Origin of the sequence: Leptotrichia sp. oral taxon 223 (assembly GCF_013394795.1) — a bacterium.
In the GTDB taxonomy this organism is placed as follows: Bacteria; Fusobacteriota; Fusobacteriia; order Fusobacteriales; family Leptotrichiaceae; genus Leptotrichia.
Map to the genome: position 1 here is coordinate 1,150,057 of NZ_JABXYU010000001.1, position 22,612 is coordinate 1,172,668.

The 22,612-nt window shown below is 30.4% G+C and carries 23 protein-coding genes; 2 read left to right on the forward strand and 21 right to left on the reverse strand.

Annotated features, from left to right (window positions below; genetic code table 11):
- Nucleotides 1-160: 160 nt before the first annotated feature.
- Nucleotides 161-1,291, reverse strand: a complete 1,131-nt coding sequence (locus HW275_RS05720; RefSeq protein WP_178935633.1) for a DKNYY domain-containing protein — start codon at nt 1,289-1,291, stop codon at nt 161-163.
- A 42-nt stretch (nt 1,292-1,333) separates the two neighbouring features.
- Nucleotides 1,334-1,957 carry a protein adenylyltransferase Fic gene (gene fic / locus HW275_RS05725; protein WP_178935634.1) on the reverse strand — a complete coding sequence of 208 codons (624 nt, stop codon included), beginning with the start codon at nt 1,955-1,957 and terminating at the stop codon, nt 1,334-1,336.
- A 179-nt stretch (nt 1,958-2,136) separates the two neighbouring features.
- Here fic and HW275_RS05730 point away from each other — a divergent pair, with 179 nt between their 5' ends.
- Complete coding sequence (locus HW275_RS05730) at nt 2,137-2,364, forward strand: helix-turn-helix domain-containing protein (protein WP_178935635.1); 228 nt, start codon at nt 2,137-2,139, stop codon at nt 2,362-2,364.
- Entirely contained in the window at nt 2,351-2,674 is a 324-nt protein-coding gene (locus tag HW275_RS05735) for a hypothetical protein (protein ID WP_178935636.1), read from the forward strand. Before HW275_RS05730 ends, HW275_RS05735 begins: the two co-directional genes overlap by 14 nt.
- A gap of 417 nt (nt 2,675-3,091) precedes the next feature.
- On the opposite strand, the gene HW275_RS05740 is transcribed toward HW275_RS05735, so the two are convergent.
- The 19 genes from HW275_RS05740 to mraY form a co-directional block, all read right to left on the reverse strand.
- Nucleotides 3,092-3,880: a TRM11 family methyltransferase gene (locus HW275_RS05740; RefSeq protein ID WP_178935637.1), complete on the reverse strand. Its 789-nt coding sequence runs from the start codon at nt 3,878-3,880 to the stop codon at nt 3,092-3,094.
- 18 nt (nt 3,881-3,898) lie between these two features.
- Nucleotides 3,899-4,900, reverse strand: a complete 1,002-nt coding sequence (locus HW275_RS05745) for a DNA adenine methylase (RefSeq protein ID WP_178935638.1) — start codon at nt 4,898-4,900, stop codon at nt 3,899-3,901.
- 94 nt (nt 4,901-4,994) lie between these two features.
- Nucleotides 4,995-6,926 (reverse strand): ABC-F family ATP-binding cassette domain-containing protein, encoded by a 1,932-nt coding sequence (locus tag HW275_RS05750; RefSeq protein WP_178935639.1) that lies wholly within the window; start codon nt 6,924-6,926, stop codon nt 4,995-4,997.
- Nucleotides 6,927-7,105: 179 nt separating this feature from the next.
- Complete coding sequence (locus HW275_RS05755; RefSeq protein ID WP_178935640.1) at nt 7,106-8,080, reverse strand: transposase; 975 nt, start codon at nt 8,078-8,080, stop codon at nt 7,106-7,108.
- Nucleotides 8,081-8,262: 182 nt separating this feature from the next.
- Nucleotides 8,263-9,669, reverse strand: coding sequence for an MFS transporter (locus HW275_RS05760; RefSeq protein WP_178935641.1), 1,407 nt, complete (start codon nt 9,667-9,669; stop codon nt 8,263-8,265).
- Between the two features lie 79 nt (nt 9,670-9,748).
- A complete protein-coding gene (crcB, locus tag HW275_RS05765) occupies nt 9,749-10,108 on the reverse strand; it encodes a fluoride efflux transporter CrcB (protein WP_178935642.1) in 360 nt (119 codons plus the stop codon).
- A 121-nt stretch (nt 10,109-10,229) separates the two neighbouring features.
- Nucleotides 10,230-10,811, reverse strand: coding sequence for a DUF937 domain-containing protein (locus HW275_RS05770; protein ID WP_178935643.1), 582 nt, complete (start codon nt 10,809-10,811; stop codon nt 10,230-10,232).
- Between the two features lie 36 nt (nt 10,812-10,847).
- The gene (locus HW275_RS05775) at nt 10,848-11,498 is read right to left on the reverse strand and encodes a lipoprotein (protein WP_178935644.1); all 651 of its coding nucleotides are present in this window, start codon (nt 11,496-11,498) and stop codon (nt 10,848-10,850) included.
- Nucleotides 11,499-11,726: 228 nt separating this feature from the next.
- The gene (gene rpsR / locus HW275_RS05780; RefSeq protein ID WP_006806119.1) at nt 11,727-11,966 is read right to left on the reverse strand and encodes a 30S ribosomal protein S18; all 240 of its coding nucleotides are present in this window, start codon (nt 11,964-11,966) and stop codon (nt 11,727-11,729) included.
- A 67-nt stretch (nt 11,967-12,033) separates the two neighbouring features.
- Entirely contained in the window at nt 12,034-12,459 is a 426-nt protein-coding gene (locus HW275_RS05785; protein WP_178935645.1) for a single-stranded DNA-binding protein, read from the reverse strand.
- 104 nt (nt 12,460-12,563) lie between these two features.
- Complete coding sequence (rpsF, locus tag HW275_RS05790) at nt 12,564-12,848, reverse strand: 30S ribosomal protein S6 (protein WP_178935646.1); 285 nt, start codon at nt 12,846-12,848, stop codon at nt 12,564-12,566.
- Nucleotides 12,849-13,085: 237 nt separating this feature from the next.
- Entirely contained in the window at nt 13,086-14,207 is a 1,122-nt protein-coding gene (ftsZ, locus tag HW275_RS05795) for a cell division protein FtsZ (RefSeq protein ID WP_178935647.1), read from the reverse strand.
- Nucleotides 14,208-14,281: 74 nt separating this feature from the next.
- Entirely contained in the window at nt 14,282-14,947 is a 666-nt protein-coding gene (locus tag HW275_RS05800) for a cell division protein FtsQ/DivIB (protein WP_178935648.1), read from the reverse strand.
- 143 nt (nt 14,948-15,090) lie between these two features.
- Nucleotides 15,091-15,963 carry a UDP-N-acetylmuramate dehydrogenase gene (gene murB / locus HW275_RS05805; RefSeq protein WP_178935649.1) on the reverse strand — a complete coding sequence of 291 codons (873 nt, stop codon included), beginning with the start codon at nt 15,961-15,963 and terminating at the stop codon, nt 15,091-15,093.
- Between the two features lie 76 nt (nt 15,964-16,039).
- Entirely contained in the window at nt 16,040-17,401 is a 1,362-nt protein-coding gene (gene murC / locus HW275_RS05810; protein ID WP_178935650.1) for a UDP-N-acetylmuramate--L-alanine ligase, read from the reverse strand.
- 41 nt (nt 17,402-17,442) lie between these two features.
- Nucleotides 17,443-18,492, reverse strand: a complete 1,050-nt coding sequence (gene murG / locus HW275_RS05815) for an undecaprenyldiphospho-muramoylpentapeptide beta-N-acetylglucosaminyltransferase (RefSeq protein ID WP_178935651.1) — start codon at nt 18,490-18,492, stop codon at nt 17,443-17,445.
- 50 nt (nt 18,493-18,542) lie between these two features.
- Entirely contained in the window at nt 18,543-19,679 is a 1,137-nt protein-coding gene (locus HW275_RS05820; RefSeq protein ID WP_178935652.1) for an FtsW/RodA/SpoVE family cell cycle protein, read from the reverse strand.
- 38 nt (nt 19,680-19,717) lie between these two features.
- Nucleotides 19,718-21,097, reverse strand: coding sequence for a UDP-N-acetylmuramoyl-L-alanine--D-glutamate ligase (gene murD, locus HW275_RS05825; protein WP_178935653.1), 1,380 nt, complete (start codon nt 21,095-21,097; stop codon nt 19,718-19,720).
- Between the two features lie 412 nt (nt 21,098-21,509).
- Nucleotides 21,510-22,598, reverse strand: coding sequence for a phospho-N-acetylmuramoyl-pentapeptide-transferase (gene mraY, locus HW275_RS05830; protein WP_178935654.1), 1,089 nt, complete (start codon nt 22,596-22,598; stop codon nt 21,510-21,512).
- Nucleotides 22,599-22,612 lie beyond the last annotated feature (14 nt).

Genomic DNA, 22,612 nt, shown 5'->3' on the forward strand with positions numbered 1-22,612 from the left:
TTTTCTCCTGCACTCGCTGTTATATTTACGATTTTATCCATTATCTTAAACATTATCAATTCAAAATCTATTTTTATCATTCAATGTAAATATGTCCAATATAACGCTCATTATTTTTTTAGTTTGTCGCAATATATTATACAATCTATGTTATATTTTTCTAAAACTTATTTTTATCTTTTATCCGACAATTTTCATCATATTCATGATTTTTATCTTTTATTTTCACAACTTCTTTTCCATTTTCATCTTTTTCTTTAAAAATTCTGAATGTCTTGTAATCTGCACCTTCTAATATTCTGCCATCACAATAAATGTTTTTCTTATCTCTCGCATAAAATGTATAATCTTCTCCAACTTTAATCAAATTAAACGACTTTCTATCTGCCTCCATTTTTATTGGCATTATATATTCCAAATTTGGATACAAAAAATAAATATTGCTTTTATCCCTTGCATAGCCGTTCCCAATAACTTCAAATGTCTTTGCATCTGCCTCTTCAAATTTTATAAATTTATCATATCCATATAAATAATAAACATTGTTTTTATCTTTTATAAATTTGTAATCAAAAGGTTTAAACGTTTTATTGTCCATTTGGGATAATTCTTCAAATGTAAATTCGTATTTAACTAACGGATAAAGATTTAAAAAATATAATTTCCCATTATTTTCAGTAAATATTAAATTATATCTTAAATTATCTGCAATAACTTTAAAATTTTTAGGAGTAATTCCCTTTATTTCTTTTATTCCAAAATCAATTAAATATCTATTATGTGAATCTGCTGTAAACGAGTTAACAAAATAAACTTTATTTTTATCCTTTACTAAATTTTTAGACACGCTCTCAAAAGTTTCATAATCTACATTTAATATTTCACTAAAAAAAACGCTATGATTATACCCATATACAACATATATTTTTTTATCATATTTTAGAAAATAAAAATTACTATTTTTTACATTACTTGAAATTAATTTAAATTTTTTTATATCGTATTCTTCTTTATCTATTTTCAATTTTCCTGAATCACTTGAAAGTTTGTAAACAGGTTCTGATGTATCATAAGCATTTTTTTCAGATTTTATCGTTCTGCTTCCTAAAAAATATATATTCTGACTATCAACAGCAATTTTATTATTCAAAATCCTAAAACTTCCTATATCTGCTCTCAAAACTTCCTTACCATCATAAAAAACTTTCCCGTCTTTCACAACATATTCTGAAAATGTTAAATTCCTAATTAAAAATAATAGCATTAATATTTTCAATAACCGCTTTTTCATTCAAACCTCCTTTTGCAAATCAGTATAGTTTCAAACATTTACTCATATATTTATCACATCATATTTCCTCATATTCTCATATTCATAAGACTGATTAATACCATTCATAAATATATCTCTACTTTCCACATCTTCCGTCAAATTCTCTTTCAAAAGCATCTTTAGTTCCAAATCATTAACCACACTTCTTTTCATTGCTGATAAATAATTATTTCTACTGATATTTTGCCAATTTACACACATTCCAAGACTTCTTATCAACATCTGATCCAGCCAAATCCTAGTCGTTCTTCCATTTCCCTCATAAAACGGATGCATTATATTCATCTCAACATATTTTTCAATTATTTCTTCAAAAGTATTTTCAGGCATTTTAGAAACTGTCTTTAAATTATCTTCAAGATACATCGCACGACAAAACACAGTATCGCCTTTCCGAATATCATGTTCCCGTATTTTTCCTGCAGTTCCATAACATTCCTGAAACAAATACCTATGTATTTCCTTCAAGCCTTCAAAAGTTCCCACTTGAATTTTTTTCAATATCCCATTATCAAATAACTCTTTTGCCCTTTTTTTACTCAAAAATTCTTCATTATCTTGTGAAACTAACCTTTTTAAAATTTTGTCACTTTCATTTTCCCAAATGTATTTATTATTTACCATTTGCTTTTCCTGCTTTCATAAAATTGTTTTTTATTTTTATAAATAATTTTTTTTAATTTCAACATTTCTTTTTTATTTTATCATAACAAAATCATTTAAACAATATTTTGTTTTAGTAACTTATTGTATTCAAAATTAGAACAAAAAATTTGATATAATAAATTTTAATGGAGGTGTCTATGGATATTGTAAAAGTATTTGGAGACAATGTAAAAATTTACAGAAAAAAATTACAATTGTCTCAAGAAAAACTTGCAGAAAAAGCTCATTTACATAGAACTTATATTAGTGCTATAGAATGTTACAAAAGAAGTATTTCTCTTGAAAATATACAGAGAATTGCAGACGCACTAGAAATTGAAACTTATAAATTATTTTTGGAGTGTGATAAAAATGAGAATAAATAATGAAACTATTGGAATTTGCTGTGAAATTGCTATTTCTGATTATTTTGGAATAAAAGTAGATAAAAATTATAGAAAACGTGGAAATGAAGAAATTGAAAAAAGTTTAATTTCAATTATCAAACATACTTTTAACATTAATTCTATTCCAAAACCCGTAAAATTAATATCAGCCAAACAAAATAAAATAGATATTAAATTAGAAAATAATCAAACATTATCTGTGAAATCTAATAAAAAAGAACTAGGAAAAGCAGCCCCACAAGTAATAGGACAACCTTCCAGTAGAACATTTTTTGAAAAAATATCGTAATATAATATTGGAATAACTAATTCAATTTTTTGTAACAACAATTTTAAAAATTTAGAATATCGAAAAACATTATTCAAAAATTTAGTTTTTTTCTCACCAGAAAAATTAATAAAAATCTACTGGGAACATCTTTTTGAAGCTGACTATTTAATTTGTTTTTTTAATATCCTAGATAAAAATAATAATATTACTGATAATCCTGAAAGTATATGTCTAACTAAAGAAAGCTTACCACCTTTGGATAAAAATGATTTTTCCTTTACACGAACTATTGAAAATTGGAATGAAAGCAATACAATAAAATACAAAAAAATTTCAATAGGTGAATTTCAAATACACAATAATAGAGATAATTTTAAATTTCGATTCAATTTTAATGGACTTTTAAAAGCTGGTTTAATTGCAAAAAGATAATTTTTATTTTATCTTTTTAAATACCATTATATACTCATGCTTAAAAATATAAAAATCATTTGCCAATGCTCTATATCGCCAAATTGCCTTTTGATTAAATTTACCTTTTGTTTCTTCAAAATTTTTTACAATAATTGCTTTCATTTTGAAATTTTTTTCTAAAAATAAATTCATAACTTTAAAGCCAATCGGAATTATTTCTCCATTTTGATATTTATCTCCAATAACAACTGCACAATATCTATCTTTCTCAAGATATTTACAAGTATTATCAATTATTTTTGACATTTTTTCCAAAAAAATTTCTAAAGTTTTTGAATTTGATAAATCTCTTTTATCTTCTGAAAATTTTATTATATCCCAATAAGGCGGATGAAATATTACAAATTGTACTTTTTCTATTTTACATTTTTGCAATATTTTATTGATATTTACATTTTCACTGTCTCCTACCTTAATAAACATTTTTGTATTATCATCTTTTTCTAAAATCAATTTATTTTTTGTATTTTCTAAAACTTCTTTTTGTAATTCAATTCCTATACCATTTCTACCCATTCTATTTGCCTCAATAAGTGTCGTTCCACTTCCCAAAAAAGGATCTAAAATATAATCTCCTTTTTTTGTATATCTCAACATTAATTGTCTTGGTATCTGTGGTACAAAATTTCCATGATAATCTCCACTATGAGTACCTGTATTATCCCTCTTTTTTATTATCCACAAGGAATCTGTATTTATTTCTTCATATTCTTTCCATTTTTTCATATCTAAATCATTATATTCACTCATTTTTCTCCCCCAAACCTTTTATTTTTTTTCTAAACAATGTAAGTATTCTATTGTTTTATCCGCTTTATGATTTCTTAAATGTGCCTTGTCAGCTCTAAATCTCTTATATTCCTGCGAATACAATTTATACTTGCCATATTTTCCTAAAATTTGCTCAATTTCATCAAATGACATAAGTCCTTCATTATTATAGCTCAAAAAAATATACTTAAACTTTGAATTTTTTATTAAATCATCAAATACTTCTTTTACTGTTCTCTTAGAACACCATTTTGATTTAACATTATCTACTCTAAGTCCTGTTTTTCCTTTTATTTCTGGATTATCATTTTTCGCAACAGTTTCTAAAATATGATAATTAGCAGAATATTGTCTGCTATTATACGGTGGATCTAAATACAAAATATCACCTTTTATTTTTTTTATTAATAAATTAGCATCTTCGTTATATGCTTTGCCTTTACGTTTTCCAATTATTGTTGGCAAACACTCAAAAATTAATTCTTTTTGTGCAGATTTTTTTATATGTTTCAAAAATGCACCATAAACAGAAGCTGTATTTGCATACTTATCAATAGAATTTATCAAACTTGCTAAATAAAAATAATATTCTTCTTCTTTTATTAAATTTTTAACTTTTAAATTTTCAATTCTCTCCCTTATTTCATCACACTTTTTTCCATTAATATCTGAAAAATAATTTCTTTCACTTCCTGAACCCATACAGTAATTTTGAAATATAAATCCTTCTTTTCCTTTAAGTTCATTAAATTCTTTTGAATATTTGTCCTGTATTTTACAATTATTTTCAATAAAGTGTTTTGCCAAAACATAACTATAATACTGAATATCATTTGCTATAACTTTACATCCTCTTTTTTTAAATTCCATTCCCACAATAGAAGTTCCAGAAAAAATATCACAAAATTTCTTATCTTCAAATGTCTTAAATTTTGTAAAATCTTCTACTGACTGAACTAAAAAATCTATTAGAGAATATTTTGATCCTATATAATTCACTTTTCTCCTCTCGTTTTTTAACCATCGATAAAAATTTATAAACTCCGATTAATACTTTATTTTTTACAATTTTTTATTTTATATCAATTAAAATTTATTCTAAATTTTCCAACTCCCCACTCTTCACATCCCACTCTTCCATCTTCTCCATCTCTTCTTCTTCCAGTTTGTCCAGCTTTTCCTGCACTTCCATCAGTTTTTCCATATTGTTTTCTTTTCCAGCCTTTTCATATTCTGTATTCAAGTTTTCTCTCATTTCTGTAATTTTTTCCATTTCCTTTTCCAGTTTTTCAATATCACGTTTCAATTTTGCGATTTTTCTTGACTGTTCCTTTTGCTCCTGATATGAAAGTTTTTTCTCTTCCTTCGTTTCGAGGTCTGTTCCTTGAGAAGCTGATTTTGCTGTTTTTAGGCTTTCTTTGTAGTCTTCGTAATTTCCTTTGAATTTTGTAAGTCCGTTTTCGTCAAGGCAGTAAATTGTGTTGCAGATTGTGTCTAAAAAGTGTCTGTTGTGGGAAACAACAAGCATTGTTCCGTCAAAATCCTCTAAAGCGTCCTCCAGCACTTCGATGGAATAAACATCCAGATGGTTCGTCGGTTCATCTAAAATCAAAAAGTTGGCTTTTTCCATATAAAGTTTCAAAAATGCCACACGAACTCTTTCTCCACCGCTTAGCATACTGATTTTTTTCTGCACATCATCTCCTGAAAACAAAAATCCACCTGCAAGTGTTCGCAAGTATTCTTCCGTCAAATCAAGTGAATTATTTATTTCCTGTAAAATTGTGCTTTCCTGTGAAAATTCCTGATGATTCTGATCATAATATCCGATTTTTAGCCTTGTTCCAAATTCAATTTCCCCTGTATCCTTTGGCAACTTATCCAAAAGTATTTTTAGAAGTGTAGATTTCCCAATTCCATTTTTTCCAATAATTCCAACTCTTTCTCCACGGAAAAGCTCAAAATTTATATTATTCAAAACTTTTTTCCCGTCAAAGCTTTTAGACAAATTTCTAACTTTCAATACATTTTCTCCGCTCATTTTAGCCGCTTCAAATTTTAGCCTCATTCTTTGCGGATTAAATACAGGATCTTCCATTCTCTCGATTCTATCCAGTATTTTTTGTCGTCCTTTCGCCTGTCTTGCCTTTATTCCAGCTCGAAATCTGTCAATATATTCCTCCATTTTCTTAATTTTTTCCTGCTCCTTCTCATACCGCTTAATTTCGCCCTTCAAAATCATCTCTTTTTGAAGAATAAACGACGAAAAATTTCCGTCATACTTATGCAATTTTTTATTTTCCAACTCAAAAATTTTTGTACAGACATTATCCAAAAATATTCTATCGTGAGAAACAAGCAAAAACGCCTTATTATACTTTTTCAAATAATCCTCAAGCCACTCAATCGAAATCAAGTCCAGATGGTTTGTCGGCTCGTCAAGAATCAGCAAGTCAGGTTCAGACAAAAGCAGTTTTGCAAGTGAAACACGTGTTCTTTCTCCACCACTCAAATCCTGCAATAACAAATTCTCATATTCTCCAGTAAGCTCAAGCCCTGTAAGCACCTGTTTAATCTTGTATTCAATCTCATAACCATTTTTTGCCTCGTAAATAGAAGAAAGTTCAGCAGATTTATTAATCAGCTTTTCCATTTCATCTTCGTTCGCTGTTCCCAAAAGCATATTAACCTTCTGAATCTCGTCCCAGATTTTTCTCTCTTCCTCAAAAATAGTCATCATTTCCTCGTAAATCGTATTTTTTTCATCCGAAAACTCCGTATTCTGTGCCAAATACCCAATTTTTGTAGCCCCACTTTTCACAATTTCCCCAAACTCATTAAGATTATTCTCATTCCCATCAATCCGCTCTTCCCCCAAAAGCATCCTGATAATTGTAGACTTCCCAGCTCCATTTACCCCCACAAGCCCAATCTTATCTCTTTCTTCAATCGTAAAATTAACATCTCTCAAAATATATTCCCCTGCAAATTGCTTATATACCTTATTAAACTGAACTAAACTCATTAAATTTCCTTTCCTTTTCTCCATTATTTATCAAATTATTTTTATTTAAATTTATTTTTAAATTATATCATTTTTGATATTTGTTTACAACGTTTCTGAAATTTTTGAAATCATATAAAACATAACAAAAATAAAAGAAGACTCCATTCAATAAAGAACAAAGCCTTTTTTCATAAATTTTACTTCTCAATTCCCAAAACTTTGCAATTTCTCACAAACAAAAATGAAACATCTTCAACCAATATTTCCGATTTAGAAATAAAAATTCCCGTCATTTTATCTATTTCTTTTAAAATTATTTTCTCATTATCAAATCTTTCAATTATCCCAAATTTTTCAGAATATGATTTCTCATACTCAAAATGCACTAATATTTTATTTTCAAAGCACTTTTTCAAAACTTCTTCTATTTTCATTTTTACAATATTTGGAAAAATTTCTTCTAAATTTATATCTTTTGTTTCTATTAAATTCATTCTATCGTTAATTTCTTCAATATCAGACATTTTTAATATCGTAAATTTATAATCGCCAAAAAATAAATCCTTCTCATAAATCAAAATATAATTATTATCTTGAAAAATAATATCACCTAAAACATCGTCCAAATCATAAACTTTTATCAATTTATTTTTTTTAATTTCGCTATCTTCTACAATAATATCTTTTATAACGTTTTTTCCTGCTCTTATAATTTTTACTCCATATTTTTTTATAATTTCTTCTTCGTTTTCATCTTTTTCATCACAAAAATGAAACCAAAAAAATTCATCTGAATTTTTAATTAAATAGCCATTGTTATTCCAATCTCTATCATAAGAAATTTGCAATCTTATTTTATTTTTTATAAAATATTCAAATAAATGTTCAAAAAAATTATCTTTTCTTAAAATAACAGTTTTCCCTTTATTTAAAGTTCTTTCTCGTATTTTCTCCTTCATTAATTCTAAATACCACTTATTTCTTCCTAATCTTTTCAATTCTTCTTCTTCTTTTAAAAATTTATAACCTTCGTATTTTCCATATGGATTAATTGATGTAAAAATATGAAAATCATTACTACTTCCAATATAATTTCCAACAGAAAATTTATCTCCTAAACGTGAATACTCCAACAACTCATCTTTCCCAATTTTTTCTAAAATCTTTTTCATAAAATTCTCCTATTCCACAAAACTTTTACTCATTTGTAAAAGTCTGAAAATTCCGATAAACACAATATTTTTTAATATTTAATTTCCTTGTTTTTCTACACTCTTTGACAAGGGGGTCTTGACTCCTTACTATGCTACTCAATTTCTACAACTTTTTACTCCTATAACTGTCTACAAATTAATTATAACTCTTCCCTACTTTCATCAGATTTACCATTAACATTCTCTTCCTTATCCACATTTTGTTCATCAAAATCCTCATTTTTTCCTTTATTAGAATGAATAACGTATCTTGAGCCTGAGAACATTATTTTTGAAAACATGCTTTTTATACGGCTGCTTCCCCCAGCGTACACAAATGTTTTCTCAAACGAATAAACTCTCGTCAATTCCAGCAATGAAAACAATCTTAAAATAAATCCTATAACAAAGGCAAATCTTATTGTGTAAAATTGTTCTCCGAAAATATAAATTACCCCATTATTTATAAATTTTCCCAGTATTCCACCAAACAATCCTGCCAATATTGCTGAAAGCCCTGAAACCATCGCATAAGCTCCCACATAAGCATCAGCAGGCTCGCCTGAAACTTCCATCATCAGATTCAGTAAACTTAATGTTATCGCTGTAAATCCTATCGCATCAATTACTGCGGCTGCAAAAAGCATTGACATTTTATTGTCCTGAGTCATTGAAAAATAGGTAAGCACGTAATATGTTGTAAAAAATATTCCCATTCTTAACATTGTCTTGTTTCCGTATTTATCAGACAATTTTCCATAAACTAGATAAAGTATGCTTGACAATATCGCTGTTAGAACTCCCATTTGGGAAATAAACATTGTATTTACTCCAAGCACTTTGATTCTATAATATTCTGTCATTGGCTTTAGAAATTCCCATGTAAACAGCCACACAGAAGCAAATTTTAAATAAACGACAAAATTTTTATTTTTAAATGCTGTCTTTATGCTCACTTTTTTTATATTGCTTTCTGAATCAGGAACATAATGAAGACACATAAATATTGCTGAACCTATTGCCGAAAGTGACATTGCCGTTGTCAAGATAAGCATTGCATTTTTCCTGTCTGGCATTGATAAGACATATCCATAAAACAAAGTGTAAACCACAGTAGATAACGATGAAAACAAATTACGTTTCCCAAAATATTTCCCCCTTTCCTTTTTATCAATAATCTTCGTCATCACAGCTGTCCAGACGTTATTTGAAAAAGGCGAAACAAGAGCGTAAATAAGCATTACCGCAAAATAGACTTCCTGCCTTCTTATATCAAAAAGAACAGCAAAAGGCATAACACAAATAACCAGCCTTGAAACAGTCGCCGCTATTACCATCGTCCTTTTCCTGCTTCCAAGCAGAAGATTTACCCGCTTAGTAAATATCTGCAGCAAATATCCTGCTGTTGGCAATGATGATACAATTGATATAAAAAAAGAACTCATATTAAAATAAATCGCCAAGCTCAAAAGCACAAAACTCTGCATCCCTACTGAATATCCGTTAAAGAACATAACCTCCAGTATCGCATATTTTTTCGTATTTTCTATTGAATGCTCCTTATCCATATTAACTCCTTCACTAAATATTCAAGTTTTTTCATACCAAAAATTAATAAAAATATTCCAATTTTTTACATTACACTTTTTATGCCGCTCTAACAACCCCTCTTCCAATAAAAACCCCCACAACTGACAGCACAACGCTCAAAACCGCATATCCCAATGCAATCCAAGTGTTCCCCTTCTCAATCAAGTTATACGTTTCCAGCGAAAATGTAGAAAACGTCGTAAATCCTCCACAAATCCCCACTCTCCAGAATAAACTCCAATTCTGTGAAACCTGCTTCCCAGCCACCACCTCAACAACAACCCCAATCAAAATTGCGCCCAAAACATTCGTAACAAAAGTCTGTACAGGAAAACTCACTTTCAGAGGCACAGCACTAATCAAATACCGAAGAATCGCCCCAATTCCCCCACCAATTCCAATCATCAAAAATTTCATTATTTACCATCCTTAATAACTAAAAATTTATATAAAAATCAAAAAAAATTAGGCTTTTATGAGATAACTTTAAAAATAAAATAGTCCCTTTGCCTAATTTCATACTTATTTTTTACACTTTCTATTTTTTACCGCCAAAAAATTTCCCAACTAATCCCATTACATCGTCCACTACGTTTCCATCTTTATTTGCATCGAGCATGTTTGTAATTGTGCTCATAATTCCACCTTCACCTGTGAAGTTTGATGCAAGGTTTGAAGTTAAGTTTCCGATTCCTTGTGCATCCAGATTATTTTCTTTTTTTTGCTGTCCCAATGCTCCTAATACAAGTGGAGCCAATGTTTGTAAGATTTTCATGCTTCCTTGGTTATCAAGTCCGCTTGACTGTGAAACGGCGTTTGCTACATTTTGTGTATTATTTCCAAACAAATGTCCTAAAATTCCTGCACCATCCTTTAAATCAGGATTTTGCAAATAACTTCCAAGATTATTTAATACTGAAGAACCGTCGTGCTGATTTAACGCATTGTTCAATCCTTCCGCTTTTTCACTGTTGTTTGCATTTTTATTGACTGCTGCCAATATTGCAGGCAAGGCTGCCGCTACTCCATTTTTTACTTGCGTGCTGCTTCCTCCTATCTGTTCTGTCAATTTTCCTAAATCCTGTCCTTGTAAAAGTCCAAATAATGCTTCTAAATTCATCTTCCCTCCTGTTTTTTATTTCTTAAATTATTGCTTTTATTTCAAGTTTACTGCCACTTTAGTATTTTTTTCATCATTATTTTTAAAATTTAAATTTTGAATACTTGTTACAGTATTTTCAGTTTCTGATTCCCTTGCATAAAATATAAATTCACTTGTTACAGAGTCTATCTGGATTCCATAAGTTATCCCATTTGTATATGTCAGTAAGCTTGACAGTTCCTTATCTCCCAAATTCGCCAAGATTTTTGTATAAATTGCTCTTGCTTCAGCTTCCTTGATGTTTTCATCAGATACTTGTATCAGATTAATTACCATATTTTCAATTATTGCAAGATTAGCCCCATCCACCTTTCCTACCTTTAAAAATATGCTTGTAGCACTTATTCCGCTGTAATCCAACGCATAAATAGCATCTCCCTTTGAATGGATTTTAGCATAATAGTAGTTCTTGTTTTCATACGCCAATTTTTCAAAATCTCCAATACTTATTTTATTATCTTTAGACTTTTTAGAAAAAGTTTCAATTATTTTTTCAATTGAATTATTTGAAAAAATATTTTCCTGTGCAGCTTTATTCTGTATATTTTCTGAATTTTTCTTTTTCTCCTGACTCTCCTTTTTGTCACAACTCATCATAAAAATAAATAAAAAAAGCAAAAATACAACTCTACTTTTATTCAACATTTTTACTACCACCTAATTTTATATACTTAAACTTCTCCAAAACCGAATCAGCCTAAAATTTATTACAGTAATCAATTCTTTATTTGTAGCAATACAATTTTGAAGCAATTTTATACATTATACAATATTATTCTTAATTTTTCCATATTTTTTCAAAAAAAAAGACTATCTAAAAATAAGTTATACTCATCTTAAATAGTCTTAAAAATTTATAAAAACAAAAACTTATTATTTTTCAATTTTTGTGTAAGGCATTAAAGCGATTTGTCTAGCTCTTTTGATTGCTTTGGCAATTTTTCTTTGAACTTTAGCTTCTAATCCTGTTACTCTCGCTGGAGAGATTTTTCCTTTATCATTCATAAAGTTTTTTAACAGTTCAACGTTTTTATAATTAATATCTTCTACTTTAAATTTAACTTTTGGACGTCTTTTTCTTCTTTTAAATTCTGTAACTGGTTTAGCTCTCATTAATTTGCACCTCCTAAAACTTTTATAGCAAATTTTATTTTTTATTATAAAATTTACTTAACTGTTATTAAAATGGAAACTCTTCATCGTCATCCATGTCATCATTATCGTTATCAAAAGTATCATTTTGTACCGGTTTGCTGTTATTGCTGCTAAAAGATTTGTTTTGCTGGTAACCTCCACTATTTCCAGAACTTCCTGCACTTTCAACAAATTCAAAGCTGTTTACAACAACTCTTGTCATTCTTCTTTTTTCACCGTTCTGTTCGTAACTGCTTACGCTCAAACGTCCCTGTACAAGAATTCTGTTACCTTTTCTAAAATATTCGGCAATTGTTTCTGCGGTTTTCTCCCAGACAGTACAGTCAATAAACTCCACTTCATCTCTTGTTTTTTGCACAGCTAATGAAAAATTTGCAAACGCCTTTCCTCCTGAAGTATATTTTAACTCAGGATCTCTTGTCATTCTTCCCATCAGTATTACTACATTCATAATTTTTCCCCCTAATTTTTATATTTATTTTTAAAATTTAAAATAACAAAACCTCAAATTTAATTTATAAGCATTAACCCTCTTATAACTTAAGTTATTTAAAATTAATCATTTTTAACAATCATGTATTTCAAAAGTGATTCGTTAATGTTTAATTTTGCTTCAATTTCAGTAAACTTAGTCCCATCTGCCTGGAATGTTGTTAAAACATAATATCCATTTTCTTTTTTCTTGATTGGGTAAGCTAATTTTCTATCTCCCCAGATTTCTGTCTTAACTTCAGTTGCTCCAGCGGCTGTCAATGTATTTTCTACAAATGCAACTCCAGCCTGTTTTTCTTCATCTGTCAATTGTGTAGACAAAATAAACATAATTTCGTAATTTCTCATTTCTTTCTCCTTTCCTATGGCTTTTTAGCCCTACTTCCATAAATAGAGCAGGTTATATAATTATAACAAAAAAAACTAACAAAATCAAGCCATTTTCAAAATTATTTATACCGTCTTCTTTTTTTCAAAATTTGAATAGACAAAAATAAAACTATTTAAGATTATCCGCTAAATAGTTTGTATTTTTATAATAAATTGTTTTAAAATAACTTTCTTTGCATTAGGCTTGTTTTTTGATTACTCTTCAAAAAATGGCGGCAATACAAAATTATCATCCTCTTCTTTGTCTTCTTCGTAACCATCTTCTTCATTTTGATAATTATTTTCTTCATCAGCTTCTTCCACTTTATTTTCTACGTCTGCTTTTTCTTCTTCCGGTGCAAACCTAATTGTTCTTGAAGCTTCTTCTGGATTAGTTGTTAAAAATTCTTCCTGAAAATCTGTCGCTACCAGTGACACGCTTATTGTGCCTTCCAGTTCAGGCTCCATAATGTATCCCCATAATAAGTTAGCCTTATCATGCCCTGCTTTTTCTGCGATTGTCTGAGCAACTTCCTGTATTTCCTGTAACCCAATATCCGGCCCAGCTGTAACGTTTATCAAGATTTTTCTTGCTCCTTCAATGGATTTTTCCAGCAATGGGCTGTTTAATGCCTGTGCTGTTGCACTCTTAGCTTTTTCATCGCCATTTGCCTCTCCAAATCCTAACATTGCAATTCCTGAGTTTTGCATAATGGATTTTACATCTGCAAAATCCAAGTTTACAATCCCTTGTTTTGTAATCAAGTCAGAAATCCCTTTTATTCCCATTTTCAAAACGCTATTCGCTTCTTTAAAGGCATTCATCAATGAAATATTCATTCCTGGTATTTCAAAAAGCCTGTCATTTGGAATGGCAATTAATGTGTCCACATTTTCTCTTAAATTATCAATTCCAACTGCAGCATTATTTTTCTTTAATGGCCCTTCAAATCCAAATGGCTTTGTAACAATTGCTACAGTTAAAATTCCCATTGCTTTTGCAACTTCAGCAATTATTGGAGATGCTCCTGTACCTGTTCCACCACCCATTCCAGCAGTTATGAACAGCATATCTGTTCCTTCTAGCACTTCTTTTATTTTTTCTTCTGATTCCTTTGCCGCAATCCTCCCTTTTTCAGGATCCGCTCCAGCCCCCATTCCTCGCCCTAAAAGAACTTTTATAGGTGCTTTTGATCTATCTAAATCCTGCTGATCTGTATTTATCGCTATAAAATCAACAGTCGTTATATTACTTTCAATCATATCGTTTATTGCATTTCCACCAGCTCCACCTACTCCCACTACTTTCAGTTTCGCTGCATTACTAAAGTTATCCATTTTTTCTTTGCTACTTAAGATTACTATAACTTAATTAAAGTAGCTTCTCCTTTCTCTTATTTTAACACACAGTATTATTTCACAACAATATCTATAAATCTCAAATCCATAGAAGTTACGGGTCTTTCTTTTTTTATCTTTTCGTACAGTTTATATGCATCATTATATTTTTTTTCCGTTACTAAAGTATCTGTTATAATTTTTACATTATTATTAAGTATTATTTCATAATTTTTTTCAGATTGCCGTATTTCTGAAATCATAGCATAAAAGTCTTTATTTTTTATTTTAGAAAGTATTGTTTTTATTTGATTTAAACTTTCATCACTTGTGTAATCTATTACAGGAATATTTTTTGAAGGATCTTCTAAAATATCACCGTATATATTTAAATCTTTATCTGCTAAAAGTGTTTTATCTCCCTTTTTCACATACGCATAAGGCTCCCTTTCTTCCAGAATTACCTTTATTTTGCTTGGAAAAAGTTTTTTTACCGATACTTTTTTTACTCTCACATCGGTTTTTATAAGATTTTCAATTTCATTGGTGTTTAGATACACAATATTTTTACCTTTCATCTGTTCCAACTGAACAGCTATATCCTGCTTTAACAATTTTGAATGCCCTTCTATTAGAACTTCCTGAATTTTAAAATAATCCGTATCTACAAATCTTTTACCAAAAAACATCATTCCCGCCAATAAAAATAATAAAATTAATACCTTAACTGACTTTTTCATATTCAAACTCCGTTTTTTCTATTATTATACACTTTTTTTTGATTTTATTCAACATATTAAATAAATTTATTTAAATTTATGATAAAATTAATCAAAAACTAAGTTCAAATGCTTAGGCTTGTTCATTGATATCTGATTTGAAATCAACCTTTCAGTATTACTATTTCTGTTTCCAGCTTTGCTCCAGATTTTTCAAAGACAGTTTCCTTTACATGTTCAATAACAGAAATAACGTCATTAAAAGTGGCATTTCCTAAATTTGTTATAAAATTTGGATGTTTTGGCGAAACTGCCGCATCTCCAACTCTATACCCCTTTAAACCAGCATCAGAAATAAGTCTTGCCGCAAATGTCCCTTCTGGATTTTTAAATGTACTTCCTAAATTAGGCAAGTCTAGCGGATGCTTTGCTTTTCTCTGTTCCCTCTTATCTTCTGAAGCAGCCTTGTCAAATCCGAACCCAAATTTGAAAAGGGCAGAAACTACAATCCATTTGTTTTCCTTTATCTCAGTAGTTCTGTATTTAAAGTTCAAGTCTGCTGTCCTAATTTTTACAATTTCTCCGTTATTTTTACAGACTTCCACTTCTTCAATGCAGTCAAAAATTTCTGTTCCGTAAGCTCCACCATTCATATTTACAAGTCCGCCAACAGATCCTGGAATGCCCGTAATATTTTCCAGTCCTGAATAATTATGTTTTTCCATAAAATCTATTAAATCGTCCAGATCCAGTCCAGCTTCCACTCTTACCAAATCATAGCTGTCCTCTTTTTCCCCGTTTTCAACTTTTTCCTCAACTGTTATATTTTTTAACCTTTTCAATGACAAAAAGCTTATATCCAAATTTCCGTCATTAATAAGGGTATTTGTTCCATTTCCTAAAAGGAAAATATTATTTCTGGTTTGTAAAACTTCTTTTAATTCATTTTTGTCATCTATGAAAATAAGCTCTTTTGCCGTTCCGCCAACTTTCATATTTGAATATTCCTTCATCTTGGCATTTTTTATTATTTCCATTTTTTATTTTACTCTCACTTTCTATGAATCTTTGTATAAGCGTTATTGTATCAGTTATTCTACAATATTATTTATTCTAACCATCAATTTCCATCTTTTTCAAGTCATTTGCAATCTCATGAGCCACTCTTGATACGCTTCCAGCTCCCATAAATACATAAGTATTTCCACTATTTCTATCATTTTTTATAATGTCTTCTATTTCTTCCTGAGTTTGCACCCTGACATTTCCTCCGATTTTTTCTGCAAGCAATTCTGAAGTTACACCGTAAGTGTTATCCTCGCTTGCTGCATATATTGGAAGTAAAATCAAGTCATCAGCGTCTTTTAATGAAGTTACGAAATCATCAAAGAAAAATTTTGTGCGGCTGTATCTGTGAGGCTGGAAAATTACAGTTACTTTGCCTTTTTCAGTATTATGTGCCGCATTGATTGTTACTTTCACTTCTGTTGGATGATGTGCATAGTCGTCAATTAATCTCAAATTATTATCGTAAATAACTTGGTATCTTCTGTTTGCGCCTTTAAATTTTAAGATTCTTTCCTTTACTTTTTTCATATTGCAGTTAAATTCATGGGCAAAATAAATTACCGGAAGTGAATTTGAAACATTATGATCTCCTGGAATGCTCAAGCTGAATGTGCCCAAATCTTCACCTTTTTTCACAACTTCAAAACTTGTTATTCCATCCTCCACTCTTATATTTTTGGCGTAAATATCAGCCGTTTCATCTTTTATGCTATACCAGACCACATTTTTATTTTTTATATTAAGCCCAACTTTTCCAACAGTATCCATGCAAAGAACAGCAATTTTTTCGGTACTGTCGATAAACTGCTCAAATGATTTCTTTATATTTTCAAAAGTTCCGTGATGATCCAAATGATCAGCCTCCACATTTGTTACAACAGAATATTTTGGTTTTATGTATAAAAATGAATTGTCACTTTCATCAGCTTCGGCAATAAAATATTCTGAGTTCCCAATCTGACTGTTACTGCTTATTTCTGGAATAATTCCTCCTACCACTATAAACGGCTCCTTTTCCAAAAGTGCCACGCTCATCATTGAACTTGTAGTAGTCTTTCCGTGAGTTCCTGCCACAGCGATTCCATCAAATCTATTCATTATTTCAGCAAGCAGCTCCCCTCTTTTTATTTTTTTTATATTATTATCAACAATATATTTGTATTCAGGGTTTGTTTCTCTTATTGCAGTTGAATATACAAATAAATCTATCCCTTTATCCTTTACATTTTCTTCCACTTGCCCTATGTAAACTTTTATTCCCATATCTTCCATATCTTTAGTTACAGGCTTTCTTTCCAAATCTGAACCTGCCACATTAAATCCGTCCGATGCCAGAATTTTTGCAAGTCCGCTCATTCCAATTCCGTTTATTCCGCTAAAATATACGTTATTTACTTTTGTTAGCATTTCTCCTCCAAATTTTCTTTTCTTGTTGTTAGTTTATTTATTCAAATTCCCATTTCTTTTACTATTATTTCTGCTGAATTGCCTTTTTTCAAGGTTTTTACATTTTCACTCATAAATTCCAGCATTGATGCCTGTCGCACTATTGATAATGCTTCGTCTATCGCTTTTTCTGCTGTTTCGTTTGTAAATATTTTTGCACCATTTGCATACTCCAGCACATCTGCATTTTCCTTTTGTCCGACAAAGTCGTATGGAATCAATACTGACGGTTTTTCAAGCTGGATAAGTTCAGAAATAGTCAAAGCTCCCGCACGGCAGATTACAATATCGGAAGCTGCCATCAATTCTGGAACATTTTCAAAATATGGCTCAACCACCGCTGTTCCAAAATCTCTTATTCTGTAAGTTGATGCTTCATAGTTATCTTTTCCTGTCGCCCAGAACAATCGTATTCTCTTGTCTTCCATTATCGTTTTCCATTTTTTCAAAATTGCCTCGTTTATATTCTTAGCACCAAGACTTCCACCAATTACAAGAACGACTCTTTCATCATCCTTTATTCCAAGCTTTCGTCTTTCCTCCTGTTTATTTTTCCCGTAAAACTCTTCCCTCAGCGGATTTCCAGTCACAACAAATTTTCTTTTATATTTTTCCTTGATGCCTTCAAGTGTATTTTCAAAAGCGATAAATACCTTTTTTGCACCTTTGTAAAACCATTTGTTGGCCTGCCCCATTGTGTGATTCTGTTCCTGTAAATAATACGGTATTCGTAGCACATTAGCCGCTATTAGCACCGGTATTGTTATATAGTTTCCAAACGCTATAATTTTTGCAGGCTTTTCCTTTTTTAACAGTTTTATTGCGCCTGCCGTTGCAGTTATCATTTTAAATCCTGATTTTATACTTCTTAACGGCAGTATATCCAGCCCAACAAACCTAAAATTTTCATTTGGGACAATATCCTTTTCCATTCTGTGCTTTGTTCCGATAAATAGCGTATCTATGCCCTTTTTCCTAACTTTTTTTGCGATTGACAAGGCTGGATAAATATGTCCGCCTGTTCCTCCTGTAGTAAATACTACCTTTTCCATTTTTTATTTTCCCTCTCGTTTTTATTTATTATTCAAAATTTATTTTATTTCTACATCATATAATCCATTTCCCGCAGTTTATCAAGGTTTCTTCCCATTTCCTGCCTGTATAGCGCCCGCAATATATTATAAACAATTCCTAAAGTCATCATAACTACTATCATTGTGCTTCCGCCGTAACTCATCATCGGAAGAGGAATCCCTGTAGAAGGTATCAGCTGGCTTGCAACCGCTACATTTCCAATTATCTGGGTGGCAAACATTATAAAAATGCCGCTTAATAGATATTTTGCATACAAATCCTTTATTTTTCTCAATGCAATCCCTATTATAATTAACAAGGCCGCATATAATCCCAATAAAAACAAGACTCCCAAAAATCCATTTTCCTCAGCAAATCCTGAAAAAACATAATCTGTATGTATTTCCGGCAAAAAATTATATTTCTGCAGCCCATTTCCATAAAATCTTCCGCTAACTTTTCCATTCGCTATGGCAATCAGCGATTCTGCGGTCTGCCCTCCGCCGTCTTTAGATTTATATTCAACAAGCCTGTTTACCCTATATCCAACCTTTGTTATCGCAAGCCATCCTCCGATTCCAATTATTGCTGAATAAGTCGAAATTATTGAAAATTTTACTTCCGCAATGAATAAATAAGTCAATGCTATTATTGTAATTTGCGCCGTACTGCTAAATGCCTTTTCAAATAAAATAAGAAACATATATATAAATGAACTTATCATCATAATTCCACTTGTTATCTTAGGAAATTTTTTTATTTTATTTCGTGTCTTAAATATATAAGCAAGCGTTGATAACGTAATAATTAAAAATAATTTAGCAAATTCTGAAGGCTGAAGCAGTATTATTTGCAGATCAATCCAGCGTTTTGCTCCATTTACCGTTTTTCCCGCCAGCAGCACCAATATAAGCCCGAAAGCCCCTATAACGTATAAATACTTCGCTATATCCTTATACTTCTTATAATTTACATTGGCTGTAAATGCAAACAGCCCCCATCCTACAACTAGCCACATTGCCTGACGCATTAAAAAATAATAGCTTTTTCCATATTCCTTTTGCCCTTTTGGAAAACTGAGACTTGCTATCGTTATAAGACTCAATGCTGAAAGCATTATAATTATAATTATAAAACTCGTTCCCAATATTTTTTTACTATTCACTTTTTTCTCCTAAATTACATTTTTCCAAAAAATAAAAATTATTTTCCTATAATTTTTTGTGTCAATTCCTTAAACACTTTTCCTCTATGCTCAAAGCTTTTAAATTGGCAAAAACTTGATGTCGCAGGTGAAAACAGCACTGTCTGGTTTTTTGAAAAATCTAAATTTCCCTTCAGACAATTCAGCACATTTTCAACTGTTTCCAAATTCTTATAATTTTTATACCCAATTTTTTCCATATCATTAATCAAAATCTGAGCATTATCCCCAATCAGGTAAACAAAGTCAACTTTTTCCTTAACTCTCTCAATCAGAGGCATATTATCAATTTTCTTATCATCTCCTCCTAAAATCATAATAATAGAATTATTAAACGAATCAATCGCCTTTAATGTTGATTCTACATTTGTACCCTTAGAGTCATTGATAAACGTCGTATTTTCTTTTACAAAAAAGTTTTCCAGTCTATGCTCAAGCGCAGTTGTCGATTTTAAAAATTTCACTAATTTTTCATTTTCCACATTCAATATTTTCGCCGAACTTATCAAAAATAACATATTTTCCAAATTATGTCTACCCTTTAATGACAATTCTTCAGTTTTTAACAAAATTTCTGAAATTTCATCAATTTTTTCACCAAAATTCTGAATTTCATCAATCCGTTTATTCAAATCCTTCATTACACGGATATTATTTTCATAAACAAAAACTGTTCCCTTTGCCTCTGTACTCAAATACACCTTTTGAGCCTTTATTTTCTCCTTTATCCCGCTTCGTTCATATAGCTTTGCAAAAACTTCATCATCCAGATTAATCAGCGCAAAATCATTTTCTGTCTGCTTATCAAAAATCGCAAACTTTGTAATATAGTAATCTTCCACCGTATCATACCGTGTCAGATGATCTGGCGTCAAATTAATTATCCCGGCGATATTTGAATGAATTTGCGGATTATTTTCCAATTGGTAGCTGCTAAGCTCCAACACAATATAATCCAGCTCTTCCTCATCAGCCACCAGTTTTGCAAATGAAAAACCTGCATTTCCAGCAAGTTTTGCACGAAATCCAGCAAAGTTAAGTAATTCTGCCATTTTAGTAGATGTTGTAGTTTTTCCATTTGTCCCAGTAAACGAAATAATTTTTATATTTTTATCCACATATTTATAAGCCAGATCAATTTCTGAAATAATCTTAATACCCTTTTCCTTTGCAACTTTCAGAAGTTCCGCCTTCCAAGGAATCCCTGGACTTTTTACTATAAATTCAATTTTTTCCTCATTCAAAAGTCTAATTCCCTCTGCTGACGGCATCGCAGCCTTGTCATCTATCAAATATACTTCATATCCATTTTTTTCCAGCAGTTCCTTAGCGCCAAGCCCGCTTAACCCAGCACCAAATACAATTCCCTTTTTATCCATGTGATTTTTTCCTCTTTCTATTATTTATTTTATATTTCTAAATTCCAAATTCTTAAGTACTCAACTAAATTATTTTTTATAAAAGTAAATTATTGTTAATAAATATTATTTCTTTTATTTTTTATGTTATTTTTTATTTCAACGCAAAGGGGAACAGTCGCCATCCCCTTTTATTTCGCAATATTAGTTATTTCAATTTCTTCAAATTATAGCATCTGAAGATTTTGGCGAAAGTGCTACGCACTAATCCCCGCTTGTCTAAGCAGTAGTCAATTATACAATGTTAAAATAACCGTTATTGCGAAAGAGGGCATGGCGTTTGATGCCCTTACGTTAGAAAAATTACTTAGTTAAATACTCAAAGATAAAATTTAAAATTAGTTTGCAGGGGAAAAATCCCCTGCTTTATTATTTATCTTAATTTCAAAATTACAAATGTTAATAGACATGTCATTATTGAAACAATCCAGAATCTTATTGTAACTTTTGTTTCAGGAAGCCCTAGTAGTTCAAAGTGATGGTGAATTGGAGCCATCTTGAATACCCGTTTTCCAAAAGTTTTAAAATGCCAGACTTGAATCATAACTGACAAGGCCTCCATAATAAATATAAATCCAGCAATTGGCAATAACAATTCCTGTTTTATGAAAATAACGATAATTCCTAAAATTCCTCCCAGTGTCAGAGAGCCAGTATCTCCCATAAATACTTGCGCCGGATAAAAATTGTACCATAAAAAACCAATTAACGCACCTATTACCGAAGCTAGGTAAACTGTTATTTCTGATACTTCTGGAATATGATACAGATTTAAATATTTTGCATAATTATGGTGTCCTGTCAAATATGTTATTATAAGAAGCGTAATACTTACTACAATTATTGGCCCACTTACAAGTCCGTCCAGCCCGTCTGTCAAGTTTACCGCATTTGAAGAGCCAATAATTACAAATCCCATAAATATGAAAAATAAAATAGGCGTTATATATAAATATGAATTTTTAAATAATGGATTTACTATTGAAAAATCAACCGTTTTATTAACCAGTCCAAATTTATATACAAACAAAAATGTCAATGCTGTAATGATAAGCTGTCCCAATATTTTTTTCTTTCCAGAAAGTCCGCTTTTATGTCTTGTTAATTTCAAATAATCATCATAAAACCCAATTGTCGTAAATAAAATTGTAATTATAAACAGAAATACAATAAATTTATTTGTGAAATTACCAGCGATGGCAGTTGCAAATAAAATTGCGCCAATTATTAAAAGCCCTCCCATTGTAGGCGTTCCCGACTTGTCAAAATGTGATTTAGGCCCTTCCTCCCTTGCTGTATCTCCATATTTTTTCTTTTTAAGCCAGGCAATGAACGGCTTACCCAAAATCAGCATAAACAAAAACCCGATCATAAACGCCACAGATGCCCTCAACATTATTGATTTAAAAACACGTAAAACTCTCCAGTTATTTATAAATAACTCTTGCAGTAAATATAACATTCCTTATTGTAGAA

What these genes read in the sequence shown, in the direction of transcription:
- crcB (WP_178935642.1), bottom strand. Translation starts at nt 10,108, where the DNA reads ATGAAATTTTTGATGATTGGAATTGGTGGGGGAATTGGGGCGATTCTT.
- murB (WP_178935649.1), bottom strand. Translation starts at nt 15,963, where the DNA reads ATGGAAATAATAAAAAATGCCAAGATGAAGGAATATTCAAATATGAAA.
- HW275_RS05800 (WP_178935648.1), bottom strand. Translation starts at nt 14,947, where the DNA reads ATGAAAAAGTCAGTTAAGGTATTAATTTTATTATTTTTATTGGCGGGA.
- murD (WP_178935653.1), bottom strand. Translation starts at nt 21,097, where the DNA reads ATGGATAAAAAGGGAATTGTATTTGGTGCTGGGTTAAGCGGGCTTGGC.
- HW275_RS05720 (WP_178935633.1), bottom strand. Translation starts at nt 1,291, where the DNA reads ATGAAAAAGCGGTTATTGAAAATATTAATGCTATTATTTTTAATTAGG.
- HW275_RS05730 (WP_178935635.1), top strand. Translation starts at nt 2,137, where the DNA reads ATGGATATTGTAAAAGTATTTGGAGACAATGTAAAAATTTACAGAAAA.
- rpsF (WP_178935646.1), bottom strand. Translation starts at nt 12,848, where the DNA reads ATGAGAAATTACGAAATTATGTTTATTTTGTCTACACAATTGACAGAT.
- HW275_RS05755 (WP_178935640.1), bottom strand. Translation starts at nt 8,080, where the DNA reads ATGAAAAAGATTTTAGAAAAAATTGGGAAAGATGAGTTGTTGGAGTAT.
- rpsR (WP_006806119.1), bottom strand. Translation starts at nt 11,966, where the DNA reads ATGAGAGCTAAACCAGTTACAGAATTTAAAAGAAGAAAAAGACGTCCA.
- fic (WP_178935634.1), bottom strand. Translation starts at nt 1,957, where the DNA reads ATGGTAAATAATAAATACATTTGGGAAAATGAAAGTGACAAAATTTTA.
- HW275_RS05760 (WP_178935641.1), bottom strand. Translation starts at nt 9,669, where the DNA reads ATGGATAAGGAGCATTCAATAGAAAATACGAAAAAATATGCGATACTG.
- HW275_RS05775 (WP_178935644.1), bottom strand. Translation starts at nt 11,498, where the DNA reads ATGTTGAATAAAAGTAGAGTTGTATTTTTGCTTTTTTTATTTATTTTT.
- murC (WP_178935650.1), bottom strand. Translation starts at nt 17,401, where the DNA reads ATGCTAACAAAAGTAAATAACGTATATTTTAGCGGAATAAACGGAATT.
- murG (WP_178935651.1), bottom strand. Translation starts at nt 18,492, where the DNA reads ATGGAAAAGGTAGTATTTACTACAGGAGGAACAGGCGGACATATTTAT.
- HW275_RS05750 (WP_178935639.1), bottom strand. Translation starts at nt 6,926, where the DNA reads ATGAGTTTAGTTCAGTTTAATAAGGTATATAAGCAATTTGCAGGGGAA.
- HW275_RS05735 (WP_178935636.1), top strand. Translation starts at nt 2,351, where the DNA reads ATGAGAATAAATAATGAAACTATTGGAATTTGCTGTGAAATTGCTATT.
- HW275_RS05770 (WP_178935643.1), bottom strand. Translation starts at nt 10,811, where the DNA reads ATGAATTTAGAAGCATTATTTGGACTTTTACAAGGACAGGATTTAGGA.
- mraY (WP_178935654.1), bottom strand. Translation starts at nt 22,598, where the DNA reads ATGTTATATTTACTGCAAGAGTTATTTATAAATAACTGGAGAGTTTTA.
- HW275_RS05785 (WP_178935645.1), bottom strand. Translation starts at nt 12,459, where the DNA reads ATGAATGTAGTAATACTGATGGGAAGAATGACAAGAGATCCTGAGTTA.
- HW275_RS05740 (WP_178935637.1), bottom strand. Translation starts at nt 3,880, where the DNA reads ATGAGTGAATATAATGATTTAGATATGAAAAAATGGAAAGAATATGAA.
- ftsZ (WP_178935647.1), bottom strand. Translation starts at nt 14,207, where the DNA reads ATGGATAACTTTAGTAATGCAGCGAAACTGAAAGTAGTGGGAGTAGGT.